Raw genomic sequence first — 20,496 nt, 5'->3', positions numbered from 1 at the left:
CCAGATGTACCGGATACACAACATAGCATAGTGTGGCAAGGAAGAACCTTCCCCATCTCTCCGGAGAGAGGAAGGTTTTTTGGTATGTGAAGGCAGGTTAACGAAAAGGGTTTTGGGGTGGACAGGTCTGTGTTAAGCTGAATAAAATTGTACAGAACTATGGCGTGAATTAAGCGCCAAACTACATATAGATAGGCGGGTATGGAGTATGGAAGAAAAAGTGGTAGCGGTAACGGACATGCTGCGCTATGAAAAAGAGTGCTGGGAGCAATCCTATGAGCGCATCGCTGGTATTGATGAGGTAGGCCGAGGGTGTTTGTTCGGGGATGTTGTGGCAGCGGCAGTCATTTTGCCGAATGGTGAGCTGCTGGAGGGCGTGGATGATTCCAAAAAGCTGACGGACAAGAAGAGGGAAACCTACTATGAGCTGATTATGGAGAAGGCCATTGCCGTAGGAGTCGGATATGTGGACGCACGAACGATTGATGCCATCAATATTAAACAGGCAGCTCGTTTGGCTATGAAGCAGGCTGTTGAGGCTCTGCATATATCTCCTGATTATTTACTTGTAGATGCAGAAAAGGTGGATTTGCCTATTTCCCAGCTTTCTATTATTAAAGGGGATGCGAACAGCCAGTCTATTGCTGCGGCTTCTATTATCGCCAAGGTAACCCGTGATCGACTGTGCAAAGGTGAATGGGATGCAAAGTACCCGGAATATGGGATTGGTATACATAAAGGTTACGCTACGAAGCTGCATAGGGAACAAATTTTGACGCTGGGACCTACAGCAATGCATAGACGCAGCTTTCTTGGTAATTTGTTGATCGAGCAACCGACGTTGTTTGACCTGTAAATACTTATTATGAGTCGGGACTGTGCCGATATAATGTATACCTAAGGATTTTGCAAATCCTGACCTAATAAAATAGGCCCCTTGAATATGGGGCATGAGGAGAGGAGGGACCCTATGAATATCGGATCTGTATTTCGAGGATTACTCGGTGATGTGAAGGCGGGAGAGGTTAAAAAGCTCGATATGCAGCCAGGTCAGGTCGTGCGAGGCGTCGTATTAAAGGTGTCTGAGGACGGCGGTGAGGCTGTGTTGCAAATTCAGGGTTCCCAGGTCAGAGCCAAGCTGGAAACCCCTCTTCAACCTGGACAGTCCACATTACTCCAGGTCCAGCCAGCTTCGCCCAGCGGAATGACTGTACTTAAGCCTTTGAACGATGCAGCCAACACAGGGCAGCAGACTGTAGCACTGGCAGATGTACTGGATTCGGTGGGACTACCGGATACAGCGCAGAACAGGGAGCTAATACAGGCGATGCAAAAGAATGGCGTACCGTTGACATCGGAAAATGCGGCTTCTTTACGAGACGCTTTGGCGAAGCAGCCGGGAAAAGTACAAATAGAGACGTTTGTGCAGGCAGCAGCGGTTGCCTTTCAACGTGGATTGCCGTTGACGGCGGAAAGTATAAACGGCCTGCGACAGGCGATGTTTGGGCCTCCTTTAAATGATCTTTTGTCTTCGCTGGAGCAGGAGCTTGAAGCAGTATTCAAGCAGCAAGGTCAAGGAGCATCTGGTGACCGTATGGCGGGAGAAGCAACAGCGGTAAAGGGGGCTGACCGAATGTCCCCTGCTCCATCAGGCGCTTCTTCAGCTGTGATTGCAGATGCACCAGAAGGCCAAGTTCCTGTATTGTCCAAAGATGCCGCTGCTGTTACTACAAAGCAGGCAGAAGCGGCACTGGCAGCAGGAGGCAAGGAGACGCTGAAAGGGACTCAGGCGGCAAATCTTGCTGCTATGGTGGGTGAAGCGGGCGCTTCGGCGACAGACACGGATGCTCCGACTGGTACTGCTGCATCTGTAGCTAAAGGTGCTGCCTCCGGGGAACCAGCACTAGCTAATGGGCGTGGAGCCATAGCCACGGACGTGGTGGCGGACTCTGGTGTAAATGCACCTGAATCGGGCGCTGATGCACTAAGGGCTTCACGTGCCGGAGCGGAGAAGCCGCAAGCAGCCACAGCGGGTACACAGCAGCCTAAGGGCGCCGACGGCGCTCCAGCGGCGGCAATGGCAGAGCCTGCCGGGGCGAAGCCCGCTGCAAACGCCGCTATGGCCGACCGTGCCGCCGCGCAGCTGGCTGGCGGCTCTGCGCCGCAGGCCGCTGCGGGCAACGCGGCCACGCCGGAGGCGCCTCTTCAGCGGCTGCGTACGCTGCTGCAAGAGCTGCGCGCGGCGGTGCCGCCCGCGCTGGGCACGGCTGCGCCGGAGCAGCCCGCAACAGAAGCGCCGCAGCCTGCGGCTGGCGCTCTGCGGGCTACGGACGCAGCTGCTGCGCAGCCAGCGGCGTCCAGCACGCAGCTCACCCCCACGGAGGACCCGTGGGTGGGCCGCGTGCTGAAGCTGCTCGGTGCAGAGCACGAGCAGCAGGTACACCGCGCGGCTGCACAGACCGCGCAGGGAACGGCGGCGGCCCGTATGGAGCCGCCGGAAGGAACGCAGCCGCTGCCGGGATTAGCGGCTGCGGCGGGCGGTACGGTGTCAGCGGATGCCGACACCGTAAAGGGGGCGCTGCTCCAGTTGATGGGCAGCGATGACCTGCCGCCTGCCCTGAAAGAGGCGGCGCAGCAGGTCGTGCAGCACCTGACGGGTCAGCAGTTGCTGCTGAATACGGACCGTACGGCCCCTTTTGCACAGGTACACATGTTTATTCCGTTTGTCGGACCGGATGGTCGTGAAACAGCTACGATCCAGATTCAGTCTCGACGCGGTAAACGCGGGGAACTGGATGCATCCAACTGCCGGCTTTGGTTTGATTTGGACATGAAGGCGCTAGGGCCAACATTGGTGGATGTGCAAGTCGTGGACCGGATAGTGAGCCTTAAGCTCCATAACGATCAGGATTGGGCTGCTTCGCTGTTGACCAGCGGGCGTGAATCCATTCATACGGCGCTGGAATCGCTAGGGTATCAGCTTTTATCCCTGCGCACCGAACCGATGCCGATAAGGACTGGACAGGAGAGCAAAGGTCTGGTCTCTTCGGAGGTACAAAGCTATGTGCCTCAGCCGTATAAAGGAGTCGATCTTAAAATATGAAAGAGCCGTTGGAGGCTCCTTCTCCTTCCAGGAAGAAGGCTGTCGCCCTTAAATATACGCCCGGTGAGAGCGAAGCCCCAATCGTCGTTGCCAAAGGAAGCGGTCGTATTGCGGATAGCATTTTGGAAAAAGCCAAAGAGCACGGCGTTCCCGTTCAAGAGGATGCCGCACTGGTTGAGGTGTTGTCCAAGCTTGATTTGGATGAGCAAATTCCTGCTGAGCTATATCAGTTAGTGGCAGAGGTGCTCACCTATATATATCAGATGGATAAGCTTGCTCCAAGGGATGATAGCTGATGAGGAACGATGTGAGGACCGGAAGCAAGGATCAACGAAAAGCCAAAGGAGCTTTGGGTGAACAGGCGGCGGCTTCGTTTTTGGAAAATCTGGGGTATCGTATCATAGAGCGTAACTGGCGATGTCGTAGTGGTGAAATGGATCTGATTGCCTCCCGGGAGGATATTCTCGTGTTTATTGAAGTACGCAGCCGAAGTAGCTCCAATTATGGAACGCCCGCAGAATCAATCACTGCACGTAAAATAACCCAGGTTCGCCAGACAGCTGCTGTTTATTTGCATATGAACGGGATTGGAGATGTTCCAATCCGTTTTGATATGATTTCTGTACGATTGATTGACGAAACCGCAGTCGTCACGGAGCATATAATTGAGGCATTTTAAAAGAGCAGTAAAGTACACTGGATTGAATTTCATATGTATAGGTTGACAGGAAGGAACGCTAAAGGTATATTTTATTGAGAATGGTTATCATTTTGAATATATAGTTATAGTGATATCCACGAGCTATACCTGTGAAGGAGGATATACGTGACAGAGCATACCTTTAGTGAACATGTCATAGATGTAATTCAGGAACGACGGACCATTAAACGCTTCAAATCCGACCCCATTTCGGTAGATACCATTAAAGAACTGCTGGACGTTGCTGTATGGGCTCCTAATCATAAAATGCGCGAGCCATGGCGTTTTCTCTTGTTTGCTGGTGACGGGCGGAGAAAGCTCGCTGAAGCTATTGAAGCCGATATTGGCAAGGATAACAAGTTCGAAAGCGGCATTTTGCACAATCCGATTCAGCTTTTAGTTGTTTTGGAGGAAGATCCGCGTCAGGCAGTTTGGGATGAGGACTTTGCAGCGGTTAGTGCCCTTGTACAAAACTTTATGCTTGCCGCATGGAGTAAAGGAATCGGAACGTTTTGGGTCACAAAGCCTTTTCTTTATTCACCGAAATTCCGCAAGTATTTGGGAATTCAGCCTGGTGAGAAGATCATCGGCATGGTGTATGCGGGTTATCCTGAAGTCATTCCAGAACCAAGACCACGTATTCCAGCAACGGATAAGCTAACCCTGTTTGACAAATAATCTTTTGTCGAATAACCTTGATTAGACAGCTTTATGAATTAAAAATGTAACATGATATTTGCAGCGGATGAAAATTTGGAAGCACCTTTTTTCATATATGCAATGCTCCCCGAGAGGAGACATTTCAATATGAGGAGAGGTGTTTTTTTGTTATGTATGGAAAACTACATGGAGCTTGTCTTTATGGAATAGACGGTGTTCTGATTGAAGTGGAAACTGATTTGTCTAATGGGTTACCTCAAACTGCGATCATCGGATTGCCGGATTCAGCAATTCGAGAAGCCGTAGAGCGCGTAAGAGCAGCGATCAAAAACTGCGGTTTCAAATATCCGTCCCAGCGTGTAACCATAAATTTGGCTCCTGCTGATTTACGTAAGGAAGGCTCATCCTTTGACTTTGCAATCGCTTTGGGACTGCTGACAACCAGCGGACAAGTCGTTTTACCTGCGGGGAAACGGACGTTATTCATCGGTGAACTAGCGTTGGACGGCAGTATTCGGCCCGTGAACGGGGTATTGTCTATGGTTGATTTGGCCAAGCGAGAAGGATTTCATTCGGTGCTGCTTCCTGAGGAAAATGCAGGGGAAGCACGCCTGATCACGGGTATACGTATTTACGCTGTTCGCCATCTGATGGATCTCATTCCAGCAAAAGATCACGCACAATACATTATTGAAGGACAATCAAAAGATCGAAATTCTAACTACTTACCTGATCCAACGGATGGTGAAGGAACTAATCAAACAGGTAATCAAATAATTAATCAAGATATTAAGCAAGCTATTGATCCAGATCCTAACCCCGTCTCGAATCAAGTCGAAAATCATGACCATGGTATGCGTATTACTGCTAGACAGCAGGTCATTATCCATTCTTATGAGCATTTGCTTTCGGCAGATCAGATACCCATGTGTGAGGTCAAAGAGATGATTGACGTTATGGAGGATTACAGCGATGTATTGGGCCAGCTACACGCCAAACGAGCGCTGGTTATCGCTGCTGCCGGAATGCACAATATCATCCTTATCGGGCCGCCAGGTGCCGGAAAAACGATGCTTATCCGCAGGCTGCCATCCATTCTGCCGCCCTTGACCGAAAAAGAGGCACTGGAGGTTACCAAAATTTACAGCGCCGCCGGGAAGTGGAAGGAGTCGTCGCCTCATTTGATGAACATTCGCCCCTTCCGTTCACCTCATCATACGATTTCCGCTGCTGGATTGGTGGGCGGCGGCGGCATTCCCAAGCCGGGAGAAATTAGCCTTGCCCATCGGGGGATTTTATTTCTGGATGAGTTGCCTGAGTTTAGTCGTCATGTGCTAGAGGTGCTGAGGCAGCCGTTGGAAGATCGCAATGTAACAATTAGCCGTTCACGTGCAGTTTTTAAGTACCCGGCACACTTTTTACTCGCAGCTTCTATGAACCCGTGTCACTGCGGCTTTTTCGGAAGTGATACGCAACATCAGCGCTGTACCTGTTCACCTGCTGCGGTAGCTCGCTATCGTTCGCGTATTTCTGGTCCATTACTGGACCGGATCGATCTTCAGCTTGAGGTATCGCAACCGAAGGACTGGCGTGAGGAAAAGGAGTCACTGTCGTCCGCTGAAATGCGAAGACAGGTACTAGCTGCTCAAGCGATACAAATCGATAGGTACAGCAAGCTTCTTTTTTCATGGAATAGCGAACTATCCGGTCAAATGCTCCGGAAATATGCGGTACTAGAACTCAATGCGGCAGAACTGCTTGATCAGACGATGGATGCGCTCGGTTTAAGCATGCGTGCGTATGATCGAATTCTCAAGCTGTCACGCACCATTGCAGACTTGAGTCAATCAGAGAAGATCACCGTGTCGCATGTAGCTGAAGCCATTCAATATCGGAATATGGACAGGGCACATGCCAATATTTCAGAAGAATAAAGCGGCATAGAAGTAACTCCATGTCCATATTTTTTATGTCAGGATTTTGCAAAATCCTCATGTAAGACAAAAAAAGCTCCAGACGCTTAAGTTCTGGAGAAGAAAAAAGATTATGACAACGTTATTATACAATAAGTATATCAATTTCGTATATACGATTATGCATCATCTCCCATGTTACTTGATGGAAGAAAAACCATCTATCAATCCTTTGTTGAGAAGGTGTAGCTGAAAGTATACAAAGCCTCCGAACCAGAAACAGCTCGGAGGCTTTATTGTAAAATTCGGATTAGAGCACGTTCAACTTGACTTCAATGTTGCCGCGGGTAGCGCGGGAGTAAGGACACTGTTCATGTGCGCCTTCTACCAGTTTTACCGCTGTTTCATGGTCAACGCCTTTCACCACTACATCGAGGTTTACTCCGATTCCAAAGCCGCCGTCTTCAACTTTACCGAAATTGACCGTTGCTGTTACTTCGGTACCTTCATGTTTAATACGTTGCATGCGGGCAACCATATTCAAAGCACTGTCAAAACACGCTGAATAGCCTGCTGCGAACAATTGCTCCGGATTCGTACCCGCGCCACCTGCACCTCCCATTTCTTTGGGTGTATCAATATTTAAACGAAGTTCAGGGGAAGAAGACTCGACATAACCATTACGTCCTCCAACTGCTTTCACTGTTGTTTCATACATTTTTTGTTGAATGGTCATCATAATTCAATCACTGCCTCTCGTTCAATTTGTATTTTACACAATTTAATTTATCAAAATAATTATTATTTGTAAAGTATTTTGTGCAATTAGCATGCTTTTTGTTATATAATGTGATAAAATAATGACGAAAGTAGGTGATCTGACAGCATGGACAACAACAAACATAATGAAGGTACAGCATTAAAACTTGATAATCAGTTATGCTTTGCCATATATGCGTGCTCCAGAGAGATTACGAAGCTATACCAGCCTTATCTGGAAAAGCTTGGTGTGACATACTCACAGTATTTGGTACTCATTGTGTTGTGGGAGCGCGAGGAATGTACAGTGAAGGAATTAGGCGAGGCGTTGTATCTGGACTCAGGCACACTGACCCCGTTATTGAAAAGATTGCAGAATGCCGGACTCATTGACCGGAAGCGTTCGACTCAGGATGAACGTAAGGTGCTGATTTCTTTGACTCCTGAAGGAAGTGCATTGCGGGAAAAAGCGCAATCTGTACCGGGATGTATTCAGGAAAAAACAAGCATGACCCACGATCAATTCGGCTCGCTCCTGTTTCAGTTCAACGATCTGCTGGATCGAGTTCATGAAGCGAATGTGCAGGTTGAAAAATCATAATCGGTATTTCCGGCTACATTACGAATCTCTTGTTATGTAGCCGCCCGTAGCTGGATGAAGGAATGCCCCAATGTAAAGTACCTCTCATACGGATTTAATAAATCCCGAACTTGAAGAGGTGCTTTTTTTTGTATTCTATTAAAATGAATATCCATTAATATCCAAGCATTCGATTTTGGGAATGATAATGATATCAAAATACTGTAATTCATAAGGTTAAATTATAAGGAAAGCGTTTTAAAAACATGTTACAATGATGTAGGTTTAGTATAGATTTCCTTGTGAACCGCCCTTGTTGCAGTCATGTTGATAGGAGGATTCCAGAATGAATATCCATGAATATCAGGGTAAAGAAGTATTGAAGCAGTACGGAGTGGCTGTACCGAACGGTAAGGTTGCCTATACGGTGGAGGAAGCCGTTGCTGCAGCAGAATCGCTTGGAAGCGCTGTTACGGTGGTCAAGGCGCAAATTCATGCCGGTGGACGTGGTAAAGCGGGCGGTGTGAAGGTGGCCAAAAGCTTGGATGAAGTGCGTACCTATGCTTCTGAAATTTTGGGTAAGGTGCTGGTGACACATCAGACCGGGCCTGAAGGCAAAGAGGTTAAACGCCTTTTGGTAGAGGAAGGCTGCGATATTCGTAAAGAGTATTACGTCGGTGTTGTCGTGGATCGTGCGACCGGACGTGTCGTGATCATGGCCTCGGAAGAAGGCGGTACGGAAATCGAAGAGGTAGCTGCGGCTACTCCGGAGAAAATTTTTAAAGCGGTTGTTGATCCGGCGATTGGGCTTCAGGTATATCAGGCGCGCAAACTGGCGTATGACATTAACATCCCGAATGAGCTGGTAAACAAGGCGGTTAAGTTCATGCAGGCGCTCTATGAAGCTTTTGTGGACAAGGATTGTTCGATTGCAGAGATCAATCCGTTGGTCGTCACAGGTGACGGGAATGTGCTGGCGTTGGATGCCAAACTGAATTTTGACTCTAATGCGTTGTTCCGCCACAAGGATATTTTGGAGCTGCGTGATTTGGACGAAGAGGACGAGAAAGAAATCGAAGCTTCCAAATACGATCTGAGCTACATTGCATTGGACGGAAATATTGGGTGTATGGTCAACGGCGCAGGTCTTGCAATGGCGACGATGGACATTATCAAATATTACGGTGGCGATCCGGCCAACTTCCTGGACGTAGGGGGCGGTGCGACGACAGAAAAGGTAACCGAAGCGTTCAAAATCATTTTGTCCGATCCGAAGGTAAAGGGCATTTTTGTGAACATTTTCGGCGGAATTATGCAGTGTGACATCATTGCGAACGGTGTGGTGGAGGCTGCCAAGCAATTGGGGCTGACACGTCCGCTTGTTGTCCGTCTCGAAGGTACGAATGTCGAGTTGGGTAAACAGATTTTGGCGGAATCCGGTTTGAACATCGTGGCGGCTGATTCCATGGCGGATGGTGCCCAGAAAATCGTCGAACTTGTTCAATAGCCTGTTTGCATTCCGATATGCCGAATAAACGATAGGGGATGTGAAGATCGTGAGTATTTTGGTCGATAAGCATACAAAGGTGATTACACAGGGGATTACGGGAAAAACGGCGTTATTCCACGCCAAGGGTGCGCTTGATTATGGCACACAGATGGTAGGAGGCACCTCTCCAGGCAAGGGCGGCACCGAGGTGGAAATTACGCTGGAGAACGGACAGCAGGTCAAGTTGCCCGTGTTTAATACAGTCAGCGAAGCGAAGACTGCTACAGGCGCGACAGCGAGTGTTATTTATGTGCCGCCTGCTTTTGCTGCGGATTCCATTTTGGAGGCTGTGGATGCAGAGTTAGACCTCGTGATTTGTATAACCGAGGGCATTCCGGTGCTTGATATGATCAGGGTAAAGCGTTTTATGGAAGGTAAAAAGACCGTTCTGATCGGTCCTAACTGTCCAGGCGTAATTACACCGGGAGAGTGCAAAATTGGCATCATGCCAGGTTACATTCATCTGCCGGGCCATGTAGGCGTTGTGTCGCGTAGCGGCACGCTAACCTATGAAGCGGTACATCAGCTGACTACCCGGGGCATCGGACAATCTTCCGCGGTTGGTATCGGAGGGGACCCAGTTAAAGGTTCGGAATTTATTGATATTTTGCATCGCTTCAATGAAGATTCTAACACGCATGCTGTCATTCTGATCGGAGAAATCGGCGGTACAGCCGAGGAGGAAGCAGCAGAGTGGATTCGGGACAATATGACGAAACCGGTGGTCGGTTTTATCGGCGGTGTGACTGCGCCTCCGGGCAAACGGATGGGGCATGCAGGCGCCATCATTTCCGGCGGAAAAGGAACAGCCAAGGAAAAAATCGCTACGCTTGAAGCCTGTGGTATCAAGGTGGCACCGACTCCTTCGGAGATGGGCTCGACGCTGGTCAGTGTGCTGGAAGCGCGTGGTATTTTGAATTTATGTACAACACATTAAATCGTGTTTCTTCATTAATATACAAGCTGTAAAATGGCATCGAAATTTGCCGCTTGCTAGTGTATAATGAAAGAAAGGTAAGCAACCTTTTTGTCTTCTTAAACAGGGGATGAAAAGGTTGCTTTTTTTGCGTTAGGACAGGCTTATCAGGGAAACGCTTGCAAAATGATACGTTGTGCCACAAAATAAGGGAGGGTTCACTCTCCCCGAGAATGGGGGAACCGCAGTTTGGAAGAAAGATGGCTTTTGCTGGGTTTGCATGAATTAGAGGGTATCGGTAGAAAAACAATTCAGCGTATTTGGTCGAGTGACTACCGACTGCATGAACTGCTGCATTTTAGCGAGCAGAAATGGCTTGAGGTAGGATTAAATCCCACTCAGGCCCGTATAGCGGCGCAGTGTTACGATGAAGATTGGGTACATGAAAGATATGAGCGGGTTCGATCCGGCGATATCGGAGTGATTACTTATGTGGATGAGGATTATCCCCTATTAATGAAAGAAACGGTTGACGCGCCTTGGGTATTGTATACGAAAGGGGACATTTCACTTTTGCATACATGCTCTATAGCTATGGTGGGGACTCGCATTCCTACGGCTTATGGACGCAGAGCGGCCGAAATGCTGACAGAGGGATTGTGTGATGCGGGCATTACAGTAGTCAGTGGATTGGCGAGAGGGATCGACAGTATTTGCCACGAAGCTGCCCTGCGCCGGGGAGGCAATACGATAGGGGTTCTTGGAACGGCGATTGATCAAATTTACCCGCCCCAAAATGCATCTTTATTTGCAGAGATGGCGAGCAAAGGCTTGATTGTATCGGAATATCCACCTGGCACCAGATCGCATCCGGGAATGTTTCCGCAGCGTAACCGGATCATTGCTGGTCTGACACAGGGAACCGTTGTGGTGGAAGCAGATGTAAGAAGCGGTTCCCTAATTACAGCTGATGCTGCGTTGGAGGCGGATCGAGATGTGTTCGCCGTTCCCGGACCGATTACATCACCGAAGAGCAGAGGTACGTTAAGTTTGATTAAGCAAGGGGCTAAAACGGTCACCGAAGCTTCGGATATTGTAGAGGAGTACGTAGCTAATTTGCGTACAAGGGATGTTTCTTCATACAATAGAGAGCAGAGTCTGGATGTGAATGGTGTCTCCAAAGTACCAGTGAGTGAGACTGCCGAGGAAAAACATGTCGTGCTGTTACTGGAGCAGGGAACACTTACACTGGATGAACTGCTTGAAGCGACTGCATGGGATTTTGGACTTTTACACTCAGTTCTGTTATCGTTAATCATAAAAAAAAGGATCACCCAGCTTGCGGGTACAAAATACAAACTTATTTAATAGTTGATTTTGCAAATCCTTAATGTAGTAATTGTATAAATTCAGTATTAAACATCCAGGGATGGGAGTTTAGATATTTATCCGCACAGCGGATTCCTGCTCCCTCCCCACTTCCTGAAATGTGTTGACTTTATAGCTCGGAGCGCCTCCGCGCTATAACTCACCACATTTCAGGAAGTCTATCCTAATTGTACGTAATTGAGAGGAGGAAGAGCCTATGGCGGATTCACTCGTCATCGTGGAATCGCCTTCCAAGGCGAAGACGATCGGCAAATACTTGGGCAGCAAATATATCGTCAAGGCTTCCATGGGTCATATCAGGGATTTGCCAAAGAGTCAGATCGGCGTAGAGGTCGAAAATGATTTTAATCCCAAATACATTACCATTCGAGGTAAAGGCTCGATTTTGAAAGAATTAAAGGATGCCAGAAAAAAAGTGAAAAAAGTATATCTGGCGGCTGACCCGGATCGCGAAGGCGAAGCTATTGCTTGGCATTTGGCGCATGCGCTGGATTTGGACGATACAGCAGACTGCCGCGTTGTATTTAATGAGATCACAAAGCAGGCCGTCAAGGATGCTTTTAAAACACCACGCAAAATCAATATGGATTTGGTCAATGCCCAACAAGCACGGCGGATTCTTGATCGGCTTGTCGGCTACAAAATCAGTCCATTGCTTTGGAAAAAGGTAAAGAAGGGCTTGTCTGCAGGGCGCGTGCAGTCGGTTGCCGTGAAAATTATCCTAGACCGGGAAAACGAGATTAATGAGTTTGTGCCTGAAGAGTATTGGACGATCACAGCTAAACTAGCGATTAAGGACAGTACCTTTGAAGCGAAATTCCATCAGCTTCGTGGCGAAAAGAAAGAGCTCTCCAGCGAAGCGGATGTACAAGAAGTGCTGGAGGCTATCGGCAAGTCGTCTTACAAGGTCCGTGATGTGAAAGAGAAAGAGCGTTTGCGCAATCCTTCTCCACCATTCACGACTAGCTCCTTGCAGCAAGAGGCGGCTCGGAAACTCAACTTCCGTGCATCCAAAACAATGTCCGTGGCCCAGCAGCTGTATGAGGGTGTGGACTTGGGCAAGGAAGGAACCGTGGGTCTGATTACGTATATGCGTACGGATTCCACACGAATCGCCGTCTCGGCCCAAGAGGAAGCGAAGGAATTCATTATTCAGAAATATGGTGAAGCTTTTGTACCTGAAAGTCCTCGTCAATATTCCAAAAAAGCGGCCAACGCCCAGGATGCACATGAAGCGATTCGTCCAACCTCTGCGCTGCGTGATCCGGAAACGGTTAAGCCGTTTATGAGTCGGGACCAGTTCCGTTTGTACAAACTGGTATGGGAGCGTTTTATGGCCAGTCAGATGGCTTCAGCTATTATGGATACCTTGTCCGTTGATATTGAAGCGGGTGAGACCATATTCCGTGCAGCTGGCTCGAAGGTTCGTTTTTCAGGCTTCATGAAAGTGTATGTGGAGGGGAATGACGACGGCAAAACCGAAGAAGATAAGCTGCTGCCGCCGCTTAAACCGGGCGACAAGCTGAAAAAGGAATCGGTTGAGCCGAAGCAGCATTTCACGCAACCGCCTCCTCGTTATACAGAAGCACGGCTGGTGAAAACGTTGGAAGAACTGGGTATCGGACGTCCGAGTACGTATGCACCGACACTGGAAACTATTCAGAAGCGTGGCTATGTCGCCATTGAAGAGAAGAAGTTCTTCCCTACAGAGCTGGGAGAACTGGTCATCGAGCAGATGGAGGAATTCTTTCCTGAAATTCTGAACGTGGAATTCACGGCCAATATGGAAGGTGACCTTGATCACGTAGAAGAAGGCGAAGGAGACTGGGTCAAGGTCTTGAGTGACTTTTATGAGTCGTTTGAGAAACGTCTGGAAGTGGCAGAGGAAGAAATGAAGGAAATTGAGATAAAGGATGAAGAATCCGATGTCATTTGTGACAAATGTGGCAGCCCGATGGTGTATAAGCTCGGCCGCTTTGGTAAATTTCTAGCCTGCTCTGCGTTCCCAGATTGTCGCAATACGAAGCCGATTGTCAAGGATATCGGGATCAATTGTCCTACATGTGGTGAGGGCCATGTTGTGGAACGGCGGAGTAAAAAAGGACGTATCTTTTATGGGTGTGACCGTTATCCGGAATGCGATTTTGTATCCTGGGATAAACCATCCATTAAGCCTTGTCCAAGCTGTGATGGCCTAATGGTTGAAAAACGTACAAAACAGGGAACGAAGCTCAACTGTACCGTCTGTGATCACAGTGAAATGCTGGAAGATAGCGACGAGGGCGTAGAGACTTCATAAGAACAACAATAGCAGGGGGATTTAAACGTGAGTGAACCACTAAAGGTAACGGTCATCGGAGCAGGTTTGGCGGGCAGCGAAGCTGCCTGGCAGATTGCAAGCCGTGGTGTGCCTGTGAAGTTATATGAAATGAGACCGGTTGTTAAAACACCGGCACATCATACAGATAAATTTGCCGAGCTGGTGTGCAGCAATTCTTTACGGGCTAACGGCTTGACTAACGCGGTAGGTGTGCTGAAGGAAGAAATGAGAATATTGAACTCCTTGATTTTGAATGCCGCAGATCGTCATGCTGTTCCGGCTGGTGGTGCGCTGGCGGTGGATCGAGATGGATTTTCCGGCCATATTACAGATACCCTTCATCAACATCCGCTTATTGAGGTTGTCAATGAGGAACTTCAGGAAATTCCACAGGATGGGATCGTGGTCATTGCTACCGGGCCTTTAACTTCTCCGGCTTTGTCGGAACAGATTAAATCGCTGATGGGAGAAGAGTATTTTTACTTTTACGATGCGGCGGCCCCGATTGTGGAGAAGGACTCTATCGACATGAGTAAGGTTTATCTGGCTTCCCGTTATGATAAGGGAGAAGCAGCCTACTTGAACTGTCCGATGAATGAAGCGGAATTTGACGCTTTTTATGAGGCGCTGATTACGGCTGAGGTGGCACAAGTTAAGGAATTCGAAAAAGAAATTTATTTCGAAGGCTGTATGCCCATTGAAGTGATGATGCAGCGCGGTAAGCAGACGGCATTGTTTGGGCCGATGAAACCAGTCGGTCTCGTGAACCCACATACAGGAGAGTTGCCATATGCCGTTGTGCAGCTTCGTCAGGATAATGCGGCGGGTACACTGTACAACCTGGTTGGCTTCCAGACTCATCTGAAATGGGGAGAGCAAAAGCGCGTATTTTCCATGATACCGGGCCTGGAGAATGCAGAGTTTGTACGTTATGGTGTAATGCATCGCAACACCTTTATTAATTCTCCACAGCAGCTTCATCCGACCTATCAGTTCAAAGGCAGAAGTAATCTGTTCTTTGCCGGACAAATGACTGGAGTAGAAGGGTACGTGGAATCCGCGGCCTCAGGATTGCTGGCGGGAATGAATGCAGCGCGTGCGGCGCGTGGACAAGAAATGTTTGTGTTCCCTGCGGAAACGACACTCGGCAGTATGGCTCGTTACATCACAACCGCTGATTTCAAACATTTTCAGCCGATGAATGCGAACTTCGGTCTGCTGCCAAAGCTGGAAACGCGTATTCGCAACAAGAAGGAAAAGAACGAAGCGCTTGCTAACCGTGCGCTGGAAAGCTTGCGTGGTTACATCAACGAAGCGGAAGTTATGTCAGCCGAAGTACAGGCATAAGGATGAAGGAAAAGGAGGAGCGCGTTATGGATATATCCTTTCATGCTACCACCATCTGTGCTGTACGCCACAATGGCAAGGGAGCTATTGCCGGTGATGGTCAGGTAACGTTTGGTAACAGTGTCGTCATGAAGCAGACGGCAAAAAAAGTACGCAGATTATACCGTGGTCAGGTGGTTGCAGGTTTTGCCGGCTCAGTGGCGGATGCCATCACATTGTTTGAAAAGTTTGAAAACAAGCTGGAGGAACATCACGGCAACCTTCAGCGGGCTGCGGTGGAGCTGGCTAAGGACTGGCGGCAGGACCGTATCCTGCGTAAGCTGGAGGCTTTGATGATTGTTATGGATCAATCCGGAATGCTACTCATTTCCGGGGGCGGTGAAATTATTGAGCCGGACGATGATGTGCTTGCGATCGGCTCAGGCGGTAATTTTGCATTGGCGGCGGCGCGCGCATTCAAGCGTCATGGCTCCGGTATGGAGGCAAAGGATATGGCCCGGGAAGCGCTGGAGGTTGCCTCGGAGATATGCGTGTATACGAACAATCAGATTATCGTGGAAGAACTGTAAATCGGCTCTGAGTATTCAAGGGTGGAGGAGTGCAAAATGAATAATCAATCGTTGACGCCCAGACAAGTTGTATCCGAGCTGGATAAATATATTGTCGGACAAAAGCAGGCTAAAAAATCCGTTGCCGTTGCCTTGCGCAACCGTTATCGGCGCAGCAAGCTGCCGGACGATATCCGGGATGAAATTGTGCCCAAAAATATTTTGATGATCGGTCCGACGGGCGTGGGTAAAACCGAAATTGCACGCAGACTGGCCCGGCTCGTGGGAGCTCCTTTTGTTAAGGTAGAGGCGACTAAATTCACAGAAGTGGGTTATGTCGGCCGGGATGTGGAATCCATGGTGCGTGACTTGATGGAAACCTCGATTCGCATCGTTAAAGCGGAGCGGACGGAGAATGTGAAGGACAAAGCCGAGGACATGGCGAATGAACGGATTGTCAGCATTCTTGTACCTGCGGAGAAATCGAATAAATCCCAACGTAACCCTTTTGAAATGCTGTTTGGCAATAACACTGGGAATTCGGTAGAGGAAGAACCCCCACAACAGGACGCATCCTTGGCAGAGAAACGGCGTAAGGCTAAATTCGATCTGTTGTCCGGCAAGCTTGAGGATGAAGTTATTGAGATTGATGTGGAGGATACCGCACCAAATATGCTGGATATGTTTGCTGGGCAGGGAAATGAGCAAATGGGCATGAACATGCAGGAAATGTTCGGAAGCTTTCTGCCAAAGCGGACCAAAAAGCGCAAGTTGCCGGTGAAGGAAGCCCGCAAGGTGCTAATTCAGGATGAGGCTGCCAAGCTGATCGACATGGATGATGTCATTCAGGAGTCCGTGAAACGTGCTGAACAATCCGGTATCATTTTTATTGATGAAATCGACAAAATTGCCAGCCAGGGCAAGGGCAGTGGTCCTGATGTATCTAGAGAAGGTGTCCAGCGCGATATTTTGCCTATTGTCGAGGGTTCTACCATTATGACTAAATACGGCCCGGTAAGGACAGATTATATTCTTTTTATCGCCGCTGGAGCTTTTCATGTTGCTAAGCCTTCTGATCTGATCCCTGAGCTGCAGGGACGTTTTCCAATCCGTGTTGAACTGAGCAGTCTCACATTGGATGAATTTGTGTCCATACTGACAGAGCCTAAAAATGCGTTGACCAAGCAATACACGGATTTGCTTCGTACCGAAGAGATTGAAGTAGAATTTTCGGCGGAAGCCATCCGTGAAATTGCCAGCATTGCCGAGTCTGTAAACCGGAACACGGAAAACATCGGTGCGCGCCGATTGCATACGATTTTGGAGAAGTTGTTGGAGGATTTGTCCTTCGAGGCTCCGGAGCTTACTTTGGACCGCATGATCATTACCCCGGAATATGTTCGGGAGAAGCTGGGTGATATTGCCCAAAACAGGGACCTTAGTCAGTATATTTTATGAGCGGGAGCTTTTAAAATAGGATGCGTTGTCTAGAATAACACTATCTTGCACCGTCACATAGACCTAGATGAGTGTCCCTTAGATGATTTTTCTGTCTATTCCAAAAGTAGGACGTATAATCTTTTACAGGTGCAAAGTGCTAAGAAAACATTCATTTCATTGAAAAAAACCTGAAAAATTTAACATTTTATGCATCGAAAGCCCTCTTTTTTAAAAAAGATAGGGCTTTTTTCTTATTGTAATTAGGTCCCAACTCTACGAAACTTAGAATATATGACACAAAGCAATTATTTTCTACTTAAGACCTAAGAGAAATGTATAATTATGAAATTTTATTGTCGAAAAAAAGTGAAAAATCTTGTTTTATTGAATCTTACTTTGGAGTAGACGCTGGAAGGAGGAGCTAAATGAATCTGCTGGGTGATATGAGCTTTCAAAAACTTCAGGCAGGTGTTCAGGCGGCAAATACGAGACAACGTGTGATAGCCAACAACATTTCCAATGAGGATACCCCGTATTTTAAGCGTTCAGAGGTTTCATTTGAAGAATTGCTTCAGCAGCAAATGGGTGGCGACGTGACACCATTACGTGGAAAAGTAACCAATGCGAAACATTTTCAGATAGGACCTGCGAACTCCATTCCAGATGCTGTGGTCACCAAAGATGGGTATTCTGTCATGAACAACAATATGAATAACGTGGATATCGACAGAGAAATGAGCCTTATGGCTGAGAATCAACTGAGATATAATACCTACATCCAAGAAATTAGTGAACGCATCAAAATGATGAGAACAGCGGTAGAAGGGAGATAGGACCAGGTGAAGATTAACAACGGCTTTGATATCAGTGCCTCTGCTCTTACGGCCCAAAGGTTGCGGATGGATGTCATATCAAGCAACATTGCCAATGCAGAGACAACCCGGGCAAAAGTGGAGAATGGACAAGCGGTTCCATATCGGAGAAAAACGGTTGTTTTGGAGCCTAACCAATCTCGGTTTGCCGATGTTTTGCAGGCTCAAATGGAAGGAAATGGAACAGGCGCCGCTGGCGTCAAGGTTTCGCAAATACAGGAAGATCAGTCACCTTTGAAGCCTGTGTACAATCCGGGTCACCCGGATGCTGATAAAGATGGCTATGTATATATGCCTAATGTAGACATTATGAAAGAAATGGTAGACATGATTTCCGCAACACGCTCTTACGAAGCCAATGTAACAGCTCTGAATGCATCCAAGGCAATGGTTTCCAAGGCACTTGAAATCGGTCGCTAAGTTCCAGGACTACTAACTACAGAATAGGGAGAGTAAAACATGATCCAGAACGCCATGTTTAATGTACAGACACCGGCAATACAGCAAATTCAATCGCCTAACAATGAGTTGACGAAAGCGACGCCTTCCGAATCCTTGAAGGATTTTGGTTCGTTCCTAAAGGATGCGCTCAATGAAGTGGGGCAGCAGGAAGCCGCTACACACACGATGTCCGACCAGTTCATGGCAGGAAAAGTTGATGTTGATCAGGTCTTGATCACTTCCCAACAAGCGCTGCTTTCTCTGCAGCTTACTACTCAAGTCCGAAACAAAGCGATTGAAGCCTATCAGGAGATCATGCGTACACAGATGTAAAGAGGATCTAGCAAAGTTTCGGATGGGGTGACGGAGTGAACGAGAGAATCGCCCAATATCGGGATAAGATTTCCGGGTATTGGAATAATTTCAGCAAAAAACAGAAGATATTACTTGTTTCGACATTGGCATTCATCATCATTGCGATTGTAGTGCTAACGATGCAGTTTACCAAAACCGAGTATGAAGTGGCTTTCCGGGATTTAAACGCAAACGATGCTGCCGGGGTCATTAAATATCTCGATTCTGCGGGTATTCCGTATCAGCTCAATGCTGGCGGGACGCAAATCGCAGTTCCAACCGCAAACGCGGATAAGGCAAAGGTAGATGTTGGGTCTCAGGGCCTAATTCAAAAGGGTTCAATCGGCATGAGTGCCTTTGACCAGTCCTCCTCGGCAATTGGTATGACGGAGAACGAGTTCAATGTGAAATACAATAACGCCTTGAACGGCGAAGTGCAGCAATTGTTGGAACGGATGGATGGTGTCCAAAGCTCCAAAGCTGTCATAAATATGCCGAAGGAAAACATTTTTGCTGGGCTTGAAGAAAAAGACAAAGCTTCTGCTTCGGTTCAAATGGAATTCGAACCTGGCTTTACGCCAAATCAGCAAGCCATCGACGGATACTTTAATCTGGTAAAGACGGCTGTGCCGAATTTGCCTGTAGAAAACATTACGATCACCAATAAGGAGTATGAACTGATTCCAACGGCCAAGGGCGGTCAAGGAGGTCTCTCCAGTGGTGTTGAGGAAAACATGGCTCTGCAGAAGAAGTTTGAGAGCGATGTAAGGAATAATGTCCAACAATTTTTGTCGAAAATTGTTGGCGAAGACAAAGTGAATGTGCTGGTTATGTCACAGCTAAATTTCGACAAAGTAACGTCGAAAGAGCAGATGGTCACACCAGTTGATCAAACGAAAATGAAGGGCATTGAAATCAGCGCCCAGCAAATTCAGGAAAGCTACACTGGCAGTAGTGGACAAACCGGAGGAGTCGCAGGAACAGGAACGCAGGATGTACCTGGTTACCCTGGAGGAAGCAATTCGGGCAACACAAGCTCAGATAAGAGCTCAAGCACAATTAACTACGAAGTTAACCGAATTGCGAAGGATATTATCCAAAGTCCGTACACTGTAAAAGATTTAACCATTAATGTAGCAGTTGAACCACCAACGGGGCAGCAAACTTTGGATGCAGCAACTCAGGCCGCAATCCAAAATATTTTGGTTAATATCGTAAGAGCTTCATTAGCGAATTCCGGTATTACTATTACAGACGCTGATTTAGCCAAAAAAGTTTCAGTGTTCTCTCAAACCGTACCGGCGCCAGCGAACACCAACACGTTTTTCTCAGCTTCCAACCCTTGGGTATGGGGCATCGGGGCTGCTGTACTGGCACTGTTGGCAGGCGTAATCTTCCTGATTGTACGCGGTCGTCGTAAGCAGCAGGAAGAAGAATTAGATGAAGATCTGCAACTTATGCCAACACCGACGGAGTTCCCGTCCATTACCATGGAAAGTGTGACAAATGAAAGTCAAGTGCGTAAACAGCTTGAGAGTCTGGCGAAAAAGAAACCCGACGAATTCGTCAATCTGCTTCGTACATGGCTGGCTGACGAATAGAGGT

General features: G+C 47.9%; 19 protein-coding genes. 18 read left to right on the top strand and 1 reads right to left on the bottom strand.

Going from position 1 to position 20,496, the window contains the following annotated elements; all coding sequences use genetic code 11:
* The first annotated feature begins 187 nt into the window (after window positions 1–187).
* From ABH897_RS01560 to ABH897_RS01535, 6 genes are all read left to right on the top strand, one after another.
* Complete coding sequence (locus ABH897_RS01560) at window positions 188–856, top strand: ribonuclease HII (RefSeq protein ID WP_404591205.1); 669 nt, start codon at window positions 188–190, stop codon at window positions 854–856.
* 114 nt (window positions 857–970) lie between these two features.
* Window positions 971–3,103, top strand: a complete 2,133-nt coding sequence (locus ABH897_RS01555; protein ID WP_404591027.1) for a DNA ligase — start codon at window positions 971–973, stop codon at window positions 3,101–3,103.
* On the top strand, window positions 3,100–3,399 hold the full coding sequence (locus tag ABH897_RS01550) for an EscU/YscU/HrcU family type III secretion system export apparatus switch protein (protein ID WP_044644886.1): 300 nt from the start codon (window positions 3,100–3,102) through the stop codon (window positions 3,397–3,399). Before ABH897_RS01555 ends, ABH897_RS01550 begins: the two co-directional genes overlap by 4 nt.
* A complete protein-coding gene (locus ABH897_RS01545; RefSeq protein WP_404580226.1) occupies window positions 3,399–3,782 on the top strand; it encodes a YraN family protein in 384 nt (127 codons plus the stop codon). The genes ABH897_RS01550 and ABH897_RS01545 overlap by 1 nt, the downstream gene beginning before the upstream one ends.
* Before the next feature lie 147 nt (window positions 3,783–3,929).
* Window positions 3,930–4,481, top strand: coding sequence for a nitroreductase family protein (locus tag ABH897_RS01540; RefSeq protein WP_404580227.1), 552 nt, complete (start codon window positions 3,930–3,932; stop codon window positions 4,479–4,481).
* Between the two features lie 152 nt (window positions 4,482–4,633).
* Complete coding sequence (locus ABH897_RS01535; protein ID WP_404580228.1) at window positions 4,634–6,397, top strand: YifB family Mg chelatase-like AAA ATPase; 1,764 nt, start codon at window positions 4,634–4,636, stop codon at window positions 6,395–6,397.
* A 289-nt stretch (window positions 6,398–6,686) separates the two neighbouring features.
* Here the strand turns inward: ABH897_RS01535 and ABH897_RS01530 are convergent, their stop codons facing one another.
* On the bottom strand, window positions 6,687–7,115 hold the full coding sequence (locus tag ABH897_RS01530) for an organic hydroperoxide resistance protein (protein ID WP_283655617.1): 429 nt from the start codon (window positions 7,113–7,115) through the stop codon (window positions 6,687–6,689).
* 147 nt (window positions 7,116–7,262) lie between these two features.
* On the opposite strand from ABH897_RS01530, the gene ABH897_RS01525 reads away from it, so the two are divergent.
* The 12 genes from ABH897_RS01525 to fliF all read left to right on the top strand — a co-directional run bounded on the left by ABH897_RS01525 (window position 7,263) and on the right by fliF (window position 20,492).
* Complete coding sequence (locus ABH897_RS01525; protein WP_044644881.1) at window positions 7,263–7,736, top strand: MarR family winged helix-turn-helix transcriptional regulator; 474 nt, start codon at window positions 7,263–7,265, stop codon at window positions 7,734–7,736.
* Window positions 7,737–8,061: 325 nt separating this feature from the next.
* The gene (gene sucC, locus ABH897_RS01520; protein ID WP_137062710.1) at window positions 8,062–9,222 is read left to right on the top strand and encodes an ADP-forming succinate--CoA ligase subunit beta; all 1,161 of its coding nucleotides are present in this window, start codon (window positions 8,062–8,064) and stop codon (window positions 9,220–9,222) included.
* 49 nt (window positions 9,223–9,271) lie between these two features.
* A complete protein-coding gene (gene sucD / locus ABH897_RS01515; protein WP_283655618.1) occupies window positions 9,272–10,201 on the top strand; it encodes a succinate--CoA ligase subunit alpha in 930 nt (309 codons plus the stop codon).
* Window positions 10,202–10,429: 228 nt separating this feature from the next.
* The gene (dprA, locus tag ABH897_RS01510; RefSeq protein WP_283655619.1) at window positions 10,430–11,548 is read left to right on the top strand and encodes a DNA-processing protein DprA; all 1,119 of its coding nucleotides are present in this window, start codon (window positions 10,430–10,432) and stop codon (window positions 11,546–11,548) included.
* A 217-nt stretch (window positions 11,549–11,765) separates the two neighbouring features.
* Window positions 11,766–13,868 carry a type I DNA topoisomerase gene (gene topA / locus ABH897_RS01505; RefSeq protein ID WP_283655620.1) on the top strand — a complete coding sequence of 701 codons (2,103 nt, stop codon included), beginning with the start codon at window positions 11,766–11,768 and terminating at the stop codon, window positions 13,866–13,868.
* 27 nt (window positions 13,869–13,895) lie between these two features.
* Window positions 13,896–15,236 (top strand): FADH(2)-oxidizing methylenetetrahydrofolate--tRNA-(uracil(54)-C(5))-methyltransferase TrmFO, encoded by a 1,341-nt coding sequence (gene trmFO / locus ABH897_RS01500; protein WP_283655621.1) that lies wholly within the window; start codon window positions 13,896–13,898, stop codon window positions 15,234–15,236.
* A gap of 26 nt (window positions 15,237–15,262) precedes the next feature.
* The gene (gene hslV / locus ABH897_RS01495; RefSeq protein WP_283655622.1) at window positions 15,263–15,805 is read left to right on the top strand and encodes an ATP-dependent protease subunit HslV; all 543 of its coding nucleotides are present in this window, start codon (window positions 15,263–15,265) and stop codon (window positions 15,803–15,805) included.
* A 36-nt stretch (window positions 15,806–15,841) separates the two neighbouring features.
* Window positions 15,842–17,242, top strand: coding sequence for an ATP-dependent protease ATPase subunit HslU (hslU, locus tag ABH897_RS01490; protein ID WP_283655623.1), 1,401 nt, complete (start codon window positions 15,842–15,844; stop codon window positions 17,240–17,242).
* 407 nt (window positions 17,243–17,649) lie between these two features.
* Entirely contained in the window at window positions 17,650–18,057 is a 408-nt protein-coding gene (gene flgB, locus ABH897_RS01485) for a flagellar basal body rod protein FlgB (protein ID WP_044644874.1), read from the top strand.
* 6 nt (window positions 18,058–18,063) lie between these two features.
* Window positions 18,064–18,516 carry a flagellar basal body rod protein FlgC gene (flgC, locus tag ABH897_RS01480; RefSeq protein WP_014281074.1) on the top strand — a complete coding sequence of 151 codons (453 nt, stop codon included), beginning with the start codon at window positions 18,064–18,066 and terminating at the stop codon, window positions 18,514–18,516.
* A gap of 39 nt (window positions 18,517–18,555) precedes the next feature.
* Window positions 18,556–18,870: a flagellar hook-basal body complex protein FliE gene (gene fliE, locus ABH897_RS01475; protein ID WP_283655624.1), complete on the top strand. Its 315-nt coding sequence runs from the start codon at window positions 18,556–18,558 to the stop codon at window positions 18,868–18,870.
* A 35-nt stretch (window positions 18,871–18,905) separates the two neighbouring features.
* The gene (gene fliF, locus ABH897_RS01470) at window positions 18,906–20,492 is read left to right on the top strand and encodes a flagellar basal-body MS-ring/collar protein FliF (protein WP_283655625.1); all 1,587 of its coding nucleotides are present in this window, start codon (window positions 18,906–18,908) and stop codon (window positions 20,490–20,492) included.
* The last annotated feature ends 4 nt before the right edge of the window (window positions 20,493–20,496 follow it).

Origin of the sequence: Paenibacillus sp. RC73, from assembly GCF_044908085.1 — a bacterium.
GTDB lineage: Bacteria > Bacillota > Bacilli > Paenibacillales > Paenibacillaceae > Paenibacillus > Paenibacillus terrae_A.
The sequence above is the reverse complement of the archived record's forward strand: the minus strand, read 5'-3'. Positions and strand labels throughout refer to the sequence as shown.